The organism is Citrobacter sp. Igbk 16, assembly GCF_028069755.1.
Classification (GTDB): Bacteria; Pseudomonadota; Gammaproteobacteria; order Enterobacterales; family Enterobacteriaceae; genus Citrobacter.
The window spans coordinates 71,310-84,255 of sequence record NZ_JANEWJ010000011.1; the positions used below are offsets into that span (position 1 = coordinate 71,310).

General features: G+C 52.6%; 7 protein-coding genes. 6 read left to right on the forward strand and 1 reads right to left on the reverse strand.

Annotated elements, in window-relative coordinates; translation table 11 throughout:
• Positions 1 to 134: 134 nt before the first annotated feature.
• On the reverse strand, positions 135 to 1,799 hold the full coding sequence (gene tsr / locus NNO03_RS09765) for a methyl-accepting chemotaxis protein (RefSeq protein WP_271449398.1): 1,665 nt from the start codon (positions 1,797 to 1,799) through the stop codon (positions 135 to 137).
• Between the two features lie 355 nt (positions 1,800 to 2,154).
• On the opposite strand from tsr, the gene btsT reads away from it, so the two are divergent.
• The 6 genes from btsT to NNO03_RS09795 all read left to right on the forward strand — a co-directional run bounded on the left by btsT (position 2,155) and on the right by NNO03_RS09795 (position 12,916).
• A complete protein-coding gene (gene btsT, locus NNO03_RS09770) occupies positions 2,155 to 4,305 on the forward strand; it encodes a pyruvate/proton symporter BtsT (protein WP_271449399.1) in 2,151 nt (716 codons plus the stop codon).
• 201 nt (positions 4,306 to 4,506) lie between these two features.
• Positions 4,507 to 4,701, forward strand: coding sequence for a YbdD/YjiX family protein (locus NNO03_RS09775; RefSeq protein ID WP_003830038.1), 195 nt, complete (start codon positions 4,507 to 4,509; stop codon positions 4,699 to 4,701).
• Between the two features lie 12 nt (positions 4,702 to 4,713).
• The gene (yjiA, locus tag NNO03_RS09780; RefSeq protein WP_271449400.1) at positions 4,714 to 5,670 is read left to right on the forward strand and encodes a GTPase; all 957 of its coding nucleotides are present in this window, start codon (positions 4,714 to 4,716) and stop codon (positions 5,668 to 5,670) included.
• A gap of 303 nt (positions 5,671 to 5,973) precedes the next feature.
• Entirely contained in the window at positions 5,974 to 8,319 is a 2,346-nt protein-coding gene (locus NNO03_RS09785; protein WP_271449401.1) for a class I SAM-dependent DNA methyltransferase, read from the forward strand.
• Positions 8,319 to 9,662, forward strand: coding sequence for a restriction endonuclease subunit S (locus NNO03_RS09790; protein WP_271449402.1), 1,344 nt, complete (start codon positions 8,319 to 8,321; stop codon positions 9,660 to 9,662). The genes NNO03_RS09785 and NNO03_RS09790 overlap by 1 nt, the downstream gene beginning before the upstream one ends.
• Positions 9,659 to 12,916, forward strand: a complete 3,258-nt coding sequence (locus tag NNO03_RS09795) for a type I restriction endonuclease subunit R (protein ID WP_271449403.1) — start codon at positions 9,659 to 9,661, stop codon at positions 12,914 to 12,916. The genes NNO03_RS09790 and NNO03_RS09795 overlap by 4 nt, the downstream gene beginning before the upstream one ends.
• The last annotated feature ends 30 nt before the right edge of the window (positions 12,917 to 12,946 follow it).

Consider the following 12,946-nt stretch of genomic DNA (forward strand, 5'->3'; position numbering starts at 1 on the left):
GATAAGCGCCAGCGCCATCCGGCAACTACGTAACCTTTCCCCCGTAGGCCGGATAAGCGCCAGCACCATCCGGCAACTACGTAACCTTTCCCCGTAGGCCGGATAAGCGCCAGCGCCATCCGGCATCACAAGGCTTAGAACGTTTCCCAGTTATCACCGGCATCCGCTACCGCGGCTTTGCGTGGCAGTACGGTTGCTGGCGCGGGTTTTGCGGTCGCAACATCACGAGCACGCTGTTGATCATGCTGAATACGGAACACCGCTACGGCCTGAGTCAGACGGCTGGCCTGTTCTTCCAATGCGGCAGCGGCAGCAGCGGATTCTTCCACCAGCGAGGCGTTCTGCTGCGTCACGCGATCCATCTCAGCAACGGCCAGGCCCACCTGGTCGATACCGCGGCTCTGTTCATCAGAAGCCGAAGCGATTTCACCCATGATATCGGTCACACGGGTCACCGCATTAACGATCTCATCCATGGTTTCACCGGCGCTTTCTACCAGTGTTGAACCCACATCGACACGACTTACTGAATCTTCAATCAGGCTTTTAATTTCGCGGGCAGCCTGCGCACTGCGCTGGGCCAGGTTACGGACTTCACCCGCCACCACCGCAAACCCACGTCCCTGCTCACCTGCGCGCGCAGCTTCTACTGCAGCGTTCAACGCCAGGATGTTGGTCTGGAAGGCAATGCCGTCGATCACGCTGATAATATCGGCAATTTTCTGCGAACTGGAAGCGATATCACGCATGGTTTGCACCACGTTATCCACCACTTTTCCGCCTTTCTGCGCCGTTTCTGAGGCACTCAGCGCAAGATGGCTGGCCTGACGGGCGTTTTCGGCGTTCTGCTTCACGGTGGCCGTCAGCTGTTCCATGCTGGCCGCGGTTTCTTCCAGAGATGCAGCCTGCTGCTCGGTACGTGAAGAGAGATCGTTGTTACCCATCGCAATCTCGCTGGCACCGCTATAGATAGCGTTAGCGCCATTACGCACATCACCCACGGTATTCATCAGCTCACCCTGCATATGACGCAGGCTTTCTGCCAGTTGCCCAATCTCGTTGGACCCTTCCACATCAATGCGCTTTACCAGATCGCCGCTAGCGATATGACGAATGCTGTCAATCAGACGGTTCATCGGAGAAATAAGAGAAAGTTTAATACCGAACCAGACCGCGACAATCGCCGCCAGCACGGTAATCAGCACGCACGCCAGTACCCACATCGCCTGGCTGTAAGAGCTGTTGTTATCTTCAACTGCAATGTCATACAGGCGGTCATTCTGCTGCATGTAATTGACATATTGCTTCTCAAAACCATCCTGATAGCTTTGCGTCGGTTGATCAAAGAATGCGTTGATCTTCCCTTCACCCAACAGTTGGATCAGCTCCGCCAGCGCACCATGGTAGATGTCATAGGTGCGGTTGATCTCCTGGAAAGCGGCTTCACTTTGACGCGGGTCACGCGGGAGAGACTCATAGACCGCCCAGTTTTTTTCCGTCAGTTTCAGCGCCGTGCTCGCTACCTGCATCAGTTCAGCAACGGTCGCACCGCTGCCGATATTGCTCTGATCCATCATGTAGCGAATACCCGCCCGGTTAAGGGTGTTTCGCGTTTGCAGCAGTTCAACCCAGGTGGCATTCAGCGCAGACTGCTGCTGGCGAATGGTTTGCAGAACGGTAAAGTTCTCTTTGTCATTCTTAAGTGAGTTAAAGAACAACCCGCCCGAGGCCAGTTGTAAAACGCCAAATAGCGCCAATACCAGCAGTAAGCTGGTAACAATCTTCATTCGTTTTAACATGTTTTCTCTTTCCGCTAGACAGATGTCAGAATTTTCGGCCTGGAAAGGGAAAACTTTATGGAATTCGTGCTAACTGAATCGATCTCAGCATCGACGATTCGTCGATGTCCGCAGTCAACCCAGGATCTAAAGGCGTTTATCAGTGATCTCAATCACATAATTATCCCCACTCACCAGCACCAGGAACCGCTCACTGACACTTGGGACCGCTTAAGCTGACATACAACCACTCACTTATTTACCTTACTTTACGCGCGTAACTCTCTGGCAAGATCCTCCCAACATAGCAGTCAACTTATCTCCTCAAACACACAATCAACCCCCCAGCGGCCTCGGCCAATTATTAGGTTTTACTATGGATACGAAAAAGATATTCAAGCACATACCCTGGGTAATTCTCGGCATCATCGGTGCATTCTGCCTCTCGGTAGTGGCATTACGTCGGGGTGAACACATCAGCGCCCTGTGGATCGTGGTCGCCTCTGTTTCCGTTTATCTGGTGGCCTATCGTTACTACAGTCTCTACATCGCTCAAAAGGTGATGAAACTTGACCCGACGCGTGCCACGCCGGCGGTCATCAACAATGATGGTCTGAACTACGTACCAACCAACCGTAACGTGTTGTTCGGTCACCACTTTGCTGCTATCGCAGGTGCAGGTCCGCTGGTTGGGCCGGTACTGGCCGCGCAGATGGGCTACCTGCCCGGTACGCTGTGGCTGCTGGCCGGCGTGGTACTGGCTGGTGCGGTGCAGGACTTCATGGTGCTGTTTATCTCTTCACGCCGTAACGGCGCCTCTCTGGGTGAGATGATCAAAGAAGAGATGGGCCCGGTACCGGGAACCATTGCGCTGTTCGGCTGCTTCTTAATCATGATCATCATCCTCGCGGTACTGGCGTTGATCGTGGTAAAAGCGCTGGCAGAAAGCCCGTGGGGTGTGTTCACCGTCTGCTCAACCGTACCTATCGCGCTATTTATGGGGATCTACATGCGATTCCTGCGCCCAGGACGTGTGGGTGAAGTATCGGTGATTGGTATTGTGCTGCTGGTTGCTTCTATCTACTTCGGCGGTGTGATTGCACACGACCCGTACTGGGGCCCGGCGCTGACCTTTAAAGACACCACCATTACCTTCACCCTGATCGGTTACGCGTTTATCTCCGCGCTGCTGCCGGTATGGCTGATCCTCGCGCCGCGCGACTATCTGGCGACCTTCCTGAAAATTGGCGTTATCGTCGGTCTGGCTGTGGGGATTGTTATCCTCAACCCGGAACTGAAAATGCCGGCAATGACCCAGTATGTTGATGGTACGGGTCCGCTGTGGAAAGGTGCGCTGTTCCCGTTCCTGTTCATCACCATTGCGTGTGGTGCGGTATCTGGCTTCCACGCGCTGATTGCTTCTGGTACAACGCCGAAACTGCTGGCCTGTGAAACTGACGCGCGCTTTATCGGTTACGGCGCGATGCTGATGGAATCCTTCGTCGCAATTATGGCGCTGGTTGCTGCTTCCATCATCGAACCGGGTCTGTACTTCGCAATGAACACCCCACCTGCGGGCCTTGGCATCACCATGCCGAACCTGCATGAAATGGGGGGTGAAAATGCACCACTGATTATGGCGCAACTGAAAGACGTTACCGCACATGCGGCGGCAACCGTCAGTTCCTGGGGCTTCGTGATTTCGCCTGAGCAAATCCTGCAAACCGCGAAAGACATCGGTGAACCGTCCGTTCTGAACCGCGCAGGTGGCGCACCAACGCTGGCTGTCGGTATTGCTCACGTGTTCCACAAAGTCCTGCCAATGGCTGACATGGGCTTCTGGTACCACTTCGGTATTCTGTTCGAAGCACTGTTCATCCTGACCGCACTGGATGCAGGTACCCGTTCTGGCCGCTTTATGCTGCAGGATTTACTGGGTAACTTCGTGCCGTTCCTGAAGAAAACTGACTCCCTGGTTGCCGGTGTCGTCGGCACTGCGGGCTGCGTAGGCCTGTGGGGCTACCTGCTGTATCAGGGCGTGGTTGACCCATTGGGCGGCGTTAAGAGCCTGTGGCCGCTGTTCGGTATCTCTAACCAAATGCTGGCGGCTGTGGCGCTGGTTCTGGGCACCGTGGTACTGGTTAAAATGCAGCGTACCAAATACATCTGGGTGACCGTGGTTCCGGCAGTATGGCTGCTGATCTGCACCACCTGGGCGCTGGGTCTGAAACTGTTCAGCACCAACCCGCAGATGGAAGGCTTCTTCTTCATGGCGAATCAGTACAAAGAGAAGATTGCCAACGGTGGCGAACTGACCGCACAGCAGATTGCCAACATGAACCATATCGTCATCAACAACTACACCAACGCAGGCCTGAGTATTCTGTTCCTGGTGGTGGTGTACAGCATCATTTTCTACGGGTTCCGTACCTGGCAGAAAGCCCGCGCCATCAACGGTCGCTCTGATAAAGAAACACCGTATGTACCGGTGCCGGAAGGCGGCGTGAAGACCTCTTCACACCACTAAACTGAAGCCGGGTGGCGCACGCTTACCCGGCCTACATCACTTAGTGCCGCAGGCGTAATTGGCGCAGTCAGTTTGACTGCGGACAGCGCGCAGCAACCGGAGCGTACACGCAGTACGTGAGGATTGCGAGCACTGCCCGCGGTCAAAATGGCAAGTGAAATAGCCTGCATCTACGAGCTCAACATATATCCGGGGCGTTTCATGTTTGGTACTTTAGGTCAGGCAAAGAAGTATCTCGGTCAGGCGGCGAAGATGCTGATTGGCATTCCGGACTACGACAACTACGTCGAACACATGAAGACCAATCATCCCGATAAGCCGTACATGACCTACGAAGAATTCTTCCGCGAGCGCCAGGAAGCCCGCTACGGTAGCGGCGGAAGCAGTTGCTGTTAGAAGGAGAAGTGAATGACCCCGATTGCAGTTACCCTACTCACCGGTTTTCTTGGCGCGGGTAAAACCACCCTGCTGCGCCATATTCTCAACGAGCAGCACGGGTACAAGATTGCCGTGATCGAAAACGAATTCGGCGAAGTCTCGGTGGACGATCAATTGATTGGTGACCGCGCCACACAGATCAAAACCCTGACCAACGGCTGCATTTGCTGTACCCGCTCCAGTGAGCTGGAAGACGCGCTGTTAGACCTGCTCGACAACCTCGACAAAGGCGCGATCAATTTTGACCGTCTGGTTATTGAATGCACCGGCATGGCCGATCCCGGCCCGATTATTCAGACCTTTTTCTCCCATGAAGTGATTTGCGAACGCTACCTGCTGGACGGCGTGATTGCGATGGTTGACGCGGTACATGCCGACGAGCAGATGAACCAGTTCACCATCGCCCAGTCGCAGGTCGGCTACGCCGATCGCATCCTGCTGACCAAAACCGACATCGCCGGTGAAAGCGAAAAACTACGCGAGCGCCTGGCGCGCATCAACGCCCGCGCCCCGGTGTATACCGTCACGCATGGCGATATCGACCTTTCGCTACTGTTCGATACCAACGGTTTTATGCTGGAAGAGAACGTGGTCAGCGCCAAACCGCGCTTCCACTTTATCGCCGACAAGCAAAACGATATCTCCTCGATCGTCGTCGAGCTGGATTACCCGGTAAACATCAGCGACGTGTCGCGAGTGATGGAAAACCTGCTGCTGGAATCCGCCGAGAAGCTGCTGCGCTACAAAGGCATGCTGTGGATTGACGGCGAACCGAATCGCCTGCTGTTCCAGGGCGTCCAGCGCCTGTACAGCGCCGACTGGGACCGCCCGTGGGGCGACGAACAGCCGCACAGCCAACTGGTGTTTATCGGTATTAATCTGCCGGAAGACGAGATCCGAGCCGCGTTTGCGGGATTAAAGAAGTAATCTCCTGCTGAATTGCCCGGTGGCGCTGCGCTTACCGGGCCTACAAGTTCCGCTTCCCGTAGGCCGGATAAGGCGCAGCCGCCATCCGGCATATCTCCCCAACCGTTTATCGCATTCTTGCAGAGCGAGAATGCTGTTTTTCCTCTCTCCAAAAAACATTCATTAAAATGATCTTTAGCGGTAAACGATCACTATAAATTATAAAAACTCGTTATAAATGATCAACTTACAAATTTCTGGTAAAAAGGAGACTACCTACCCGAAGAAAAAATAAGCCTCTTCACAGAGGCCAGGACAGTATTTATGACATCAGGTAATTTCACCCAGACGGCCGCTTTTCTTTGGTCGGTCGCCGACCTGCTGCGCGGCGATTTTAAACAATCACAGTATGGCCGCATTATTCTCCCCTTCACCCTGCTGCGTCGACTGGAGTGCGTACTCGAAGACAGCAAAGAGGCGGTTCTGGCCCAGACCACAAAAGTTAAAGCAATGAACCTGCCGGAGGAGGCGCTGGAAAAACTGATCCTACGCGCTGCAGATGGTCTGATGTTCTTCAATGCCTCACCGATGGATCTCAGCAAAATGGGGCAAAATGGCATCAAGGCCAATCTGGAGAAATATGTTCAGTCTTTCTCCACCGATGCCCGTGAGATTTTCGAACACTTCAAGTTCAGCGAGTTTGTCGGCCAACTGGAAGAGGCCAACTTGCTGTATAAGGTGGTGCAAAAGTTTGCAACCGCAGAGTTAAGCCCGAAGGACATTTCGAACCATGATATGGGTCTGGTGTTTGAAGAGTTAATCCGCCGCTTTGCGGAAGGCTCTAACGAAACCGCCGGCGAGCACTTCACCCCGCGCGATATCGTACGCCTGACTACTTCGCTGGTGTTTATCGGCGACGACGACGCGCTCACCAAAGACGGTATTATTCGCACCATCTACGACCCGACGGCGGGAACCGGTGGGTTCCTCTCCTCCGGGATGGAGCTGCTACACAAACTAAACCCCGACTCGGTGATGCGCGCGTTTGGTCAGGAGCTAAACCCGGAGTCATACGCCATCTGTAAAGCAGACATGCTGATTAAAGGCCAGGATGTCAGCCGCATCAAACTCGGCAATACGCTTTCAAACGATCAGCTCCCCACCGAGAAATTCGATTACATGCTCTCCAACCCACCGTTTGGCGTGGACTGGAAAAAGATCGAAGGCGAGATCAACAGCGAACACGCACAGAAAGGTTTTGACGGACGCTTTGGCCCCGGCCTGCCTCGCGTCTCCGATGGATCCTTACTGTTCCTGCTGCATTTGATCAGCAAAATGCGCGATGCCCACAGCGGCGGCGGGCGCATTGGTATCATCCTTAACGGCTCCCCGCTATTTACCGGCGGCGCAGGCAGCGGCGAAAGCGAGATCCGCCGTTACATCCTCGAAGCTGACCTGCTGGAAGGCATCATCGCCCTGCCAACCGATATGTTCTACAACACCGGTATCGCCACCTACGTGTGGATCCTCTCCAACAAAAAAGCGCCAGAGCGCAAAGGCAAAGTCCAGCTCATTGATGGCAGCAACCTGTGCGGCAAAATGCGCAAATCGCTGGGTTCAAAGCGTAATCTGATGGGCGAAGACGATATCCGTCTCATCACCCAAACCTTCGGCGATTTTGAGGCGATAGAGACCACCACGCTGGAAGCACTGGGCCTGGAGAAAGCCCCGGAGCAAAAGTCCAGTCGTGGTCGTCAGTCTGCAACCGTAAAAAGCGAAGCGCCGAAAACTTTCGCCAGCAAGATCTTCCACAGCACCGATTTCGGCTATCGGCGCCTGACCATTGAGCGCCCGCTACGCCTGTCGGCACAAATTACCGATGAGGCTATTGCCACTTTATGCTTCGCGCCGAAGCCGTTTAACGCGCCGATGGAATGCCTGTTTGACGCGTTTGCCGCACACTGGCATACGGATAACTACGGTGATTTCTCTGCGTTAGAAGCCGAAGCCCGTGCGATTATCAAGGCCGAGTTTGCCGAGCTGAAAGAGAAGCAAATCAAAGACCTGCTCGACAGCAAGCTGTGGCTGGCCCAGCGCGGATTAATGGAAAAAGCCCGGCATATTCAGGCCGCGTTTGGCGATAAGCCTGGCGGCATTTCCGGCGTCAGCGATGACTTTAATCAGTTCCAGGTTGACTTAAAAAGCGCGCTGAAAACCGCCGGTGTGAAGCTGGATGCCAAAGAGAATAAGCAGTTTATCGACGCCGTGACCCGCAAAAACCCGGACGCCGCGCCGGTGGTGAAGAAGGTATTAAAAGAAGACGCCCAGCCGCTGTACGGCGCGTTTGCCTATCGCGGCCAGGTGGTCGAATTTGAGCAGGACGGCGAGTTGCGTGATAACGAGAACGTACCGCTCAATCCCGCCGTATCCACCAGCGATTTGATCGAGAGCTACTTCAAGGCGGAAGTGCTGCCGCACGTGGCAGATGCGTGGATCAACGCCGACAAGCGCGACGCGATTGATGGCGAGATCGGCATTGTCGGCTATGAGATCCCGTTTAACCGTCATTTCTATGTGTACACCCCGCCGCGATCGCTGGAGGAGATTGATGCTGATTTAGATGCGGTGAGTGCGGAGATTATGCATCTGCTGCGGGAGGTACACTCCTGATGGCTAAGTATAAGACGTATCCGGAGTATAGGGATTCCGGGGTAGAGTGGCTGGGGGAGATACCCATCAACTGGTCATTGAAAAAAGCAAAATATATATTTGAGAAAATACAGCGACCTCTTCGTAATATTGATGGTGTTGTTACTGCATTTCGTGATGGCCAAGTAACACTTAGAGTTAATCGACGAAATGATGGTTTTACAAACTCCGTGAAAGAAATCGGTTATCAGGGTGTACGCAGTGGTGACTTAATAATCCATGCAATGGATGGATTTGCTGGCGCGATCGGAGTAAGTGACTCCGATGGTAAATGTTCTCCAGTTTGCTCAGTATGCATTCCGTGGAAAAGAGAATCTGTAAATATATATTTTTATGGATACCTAGTTAGACAATTAGCTGTAACTGACTTTATTCTTTCTTTGGCAAAAGGCATACGCGAACGCTCCACAGAGTTCAGATTTAGTGAATTTTCAGGATTGGTTTTAGCAATCCCGCCAAAAGATGAGCAAGACAAAATAGTAGCCTTTCTCAAACACGAAACCATAAAAATTGATACCCTCATCGATAAACAGCAACAGCTTATTAAACTACTAAAAGAAAAAAGTCAGGCAGTGATTAGCCATGCGGTGACCAAAGGGCTAAACCCTGATGTGCCGATGAAAGATTCTGGTGTTGAGTGGCTGGGCGCTATCCCGCGAAATTGGAATTGCGTAGCTATAAAAAACATATGCAAGATAGTTAACGGCTCAACCCCTAAATCTAGTATTGAGGAATATTGGGATGGTGATATAGATTGGTTTACACCAACGGATCTGAGTCACAAAGAGACTATACAAGTTAATGATAGTCTGAGAAAGATAACTAATTCTGGTTTTTTATCATGTGGTACCACTATGGTCCCAGCAAATACTGTCATTTTATCATCAAGAGCCCCCATTGGTTCCCTTGCGATCACAAAAAAATCTGCATGTACAAATCAAGGGTGTAAGTCATTAGTTACTTTCAGTGCTCAATTAAGTAAATACATCTACTATTCTCTTTTAACCTTTAACTCCCCTCTAAATAATCTTGGTAGAGGAAGTACATTTTTAGAGTTATCCTCCGATGACTTAGGTGGGTTTAAAATATCACTTCCAAATGATGATATGGGAGAAATAATAAAATATATCGATATGACAATTTTAAAGATTGATAACTTAATCGAAAAACAACTCCAGCAAATCGCCCTCCTCAAAGAACGCCGCACTGCCCTTATTTCCTCCGCCGTCACCGGCAAAATCGACGTCCGCCACTGGCGCGCTCCAGACGAGCAAACCGCAGCCGAAGCGGAGGCCGTCGTATGACCCCCGACATCACCCGCGAGATCAACCTGCAAAACGACATCATCAACCAGATGTCCGCCAACGGCTGGATTGTCGGCAAAAGCGACGGCTACGATCGCGAACGCGCGCTCTACGTACAGGACACGCTGCAATTCGTGCAAACCACCCAGCCGCAGGAGTGGGAAAAATTCGCGAAGGTTTACCCCAATGACACCGAACGTCATTTTCTCGATAACCTGGTCACTCAACTGCAAAAAGCCGACATCAACGCCACCGATATGCTCTCGCGCAGTTGGGGCACGCTCGGCGTACTGCGTCATGGCCTGAAAATCCGCAACGCGCGCTTTTTTCTCTGCCAGTTTAAACCGGAACATACGCTCAACCCGGACACCCTCGCGCGCTATCGGCAGAATCTCTGCCGGATCGTGCCGGAGCTGGTCTACAGTCCGTACGCCAGTGCGCCCCAAGAAAACGATCTGAAGGCCAAACGCTGGCGTATCGATCTGGTGCTGTTTATCAACGGTCTGCCGGTTGCCACGCTGGAGCTGAAATCCGAGTTTAAACAGGCGGTACAGAACGCCATCACCCAGTATAAGAAAACCCGTCTGCCGAAAGACCCGGCTACCAATAAGCCCGAACCGCTGCTTACCTTTAAGCGCGGGGCGCTGGTGCACTTCGCCGTCAGCCAGTTCGACGTCTATATGGCGACCAAACTCGCGGGCGACGACACCTTCTTCCTGCCATTCAATAAAGGCACAAAAGTAGGCGGCGCGGGCAATGACATCCCGGAAGACGCGGGCCGCTATGCGACCGACTATCTGTGGAATGAAGTACTGCAGCCGGATAACCTGCTGAAAATCCTCGCCAGCTTCGTACATCTGCAAATCGAAGAGAAAGAGGACTGGAACGGGCAGAAGTACAAAAAAGAGAGCCTGATCTTCCCGCGCTATCACCAGTGGGATGTAGTCAACAAACTGCTACAGGCCGCGGCGCTCGAGGGGACCGGTAACAAATATCTGATCCAGCACAGCGCCGGTTCCGGCAAGTCGAACTCCATCGCCTGGACTGCGCACCAGTTGTCTCGCCTGTATGATGACAGCGGCGAGAAGCGGTTTCACTCGGTTATCGTGGTTACCGATCGCACGGTGCTCGACGATCAGCTGCAGGACACCATCTACCAGTTCGAACATGCCGACGGCGTGGTCGGGCGTATAAATAATAAAGAGGGCGATGGCTCCAAGTCGGAAAAGCTGGGCAGCGCGCTGGAACACTCGCAGCCGATTATTATCGTCACCATCCAGACCTTCCCGTTCGTACTGAAAGCGATTGAAAACAGCGTCAGCCTGAAACAGCGTAAATACGCGGTGATTGCCGATGAAGCGCACTCGTCGCAAAGCGGGTCCACGGCGCGGCAGCTAAAAGAAGTGCTGATGAGTGAAGAGCGGGACGACGACACGGTACTGTCATCAGAGGACAGCCTCAACGCCACCATTGCCGCGCGTCGCAACAGCGGCAATCTGAACTATTATGCGTTCACCGCCACGCCGAAGGCCAAAACGCTGGAGCTTTTTGGTCGCCTCCCGCACCCAGGCGAACCAGCATCGGCCACCAACAAACCGGCGGCATTCCACGTATACACCATGCGTCAGGCCATTGAGGAAGGCTTTATTCTCGATGTACTGAAAAACTTCACCAGCTATAAAGTGGCGTATCAGCTGCTGCAAAAGCTGGAAGATAAAGACCGTGAAGTGGACAGCAACCGGGCCAAAGTCAGGTTAAACCAGTGGGTCACGCTGCACGATTACAACGTCTCGCAGAAGGTGAAAGTGATCGTCGAGCACTTTCGCAAGCATGTGATGAACCTGCTCGGCGGGCAAGCAAAAGCGATGGTGGTCACCAGCTCACGCAAGGCGGCGGTACGTTACAAACTGGCATTTGATAAGTACATCGCCGAAAACCGTTATACAAAAATCAGCGCCATGGTGGCGTTTTCCGGCGAAGTCGAGTTTCAGGGGAGCGACCATAACAGCGAAGCATTACTGAACCAGAAGTTCACAGAAGCAAACATGAATCCGGGGCTGAAAGGCCGGGATATGCGTAAAGCGTTCGACAGCGATGATTACCAGGTAATGCTGGTCGCCAATAAGTTCCAGACCGGTTTTGACCAGCCTAAGCTGTGCGCCATGTATGTCGATAAAGCGCTCGGTGGCGTCGAGTGCGTCCAGACGCTTTCGCGCCTGAATCGTACCTATCCGGGCAAAGCGGAGTCCGGCACTTTTGTGCTCGATTTTTATAACGATCCGCAGGATATTCTGGATGCTTTCCAGCCCTATTATCAGACCGCCGAGCTGACCGACGTCAGCGATCCCCAGCAGGTATTTGATCTGTTTGAGAAACTACGTGCCAGCCAGATTTTCCAGTGGAACGAGGTGGATCAGTTCTGTGACGCGTTTTTTACGAAAAACAAATCCAACGCCGCCATCAGTAATATCTGCCGCCCGGCCGTTGAGCGCTGGCAGAAGCGCTATGCCCTCGCTATCGACGCTTATCTGACCGCCAAAGAGATGTTTGAAAGAACCAAAAAAACCGGTGATGTAGTGCTGATCACCAATGCCGAAAACAGCTTTAAAGCCTGTAAGCAGGAAAAAGATCGGCTGGAGATTTTCAAGAAGGATCTCGGCAGCTTTGTGCGCTTCTACGAGTTTATGTCGCAGATCGTCGAGTACGATGACAAAGATCTGGAAAAGCTCAGCTTGTTCGCCCGCCATTTAAGACCTTTGCTGCACGAACAGCGACTGGAGGAAGATGAGATCGATCTCAGCAACGTGGAGATGAGCCACTATCGCTTATCGAAGATCCACGAACAGCATCTGAAATTACAGGAAGATGCTGCGGAATATACGCTTGATCCCAGTAACGATGTGGGTACGGCAAAACCAAAGGACAAGAAAGAGGAATTTCTGTCGCATATTTTATCGCGAATGAATGAGCTGTTTATCACCGATCATCTGACGGATAAAGATATGCTCAGCAGCGCAATGACCGTGTTTAATAAAATCACTGAGAATGAAACCGTGATGAAACAAATAAAAAATAACAGCCCTGAGCAGGCAATATTAGGCGGTTTTTTCAAAGCGGTGGACGACGCGGTGATGGACAGCGACGAAGCGCGGCAAGAATTTATGCTGCAGTATTTATCAAACCCGCAGTGCGCTAAGGGCTTTGCCCGCCTGATGTTTGATATGGCGACGGGTCATTTCGCGTTGCCTGCTTAAGGTTTTGATTATTGCCGGATGGCTTATCCG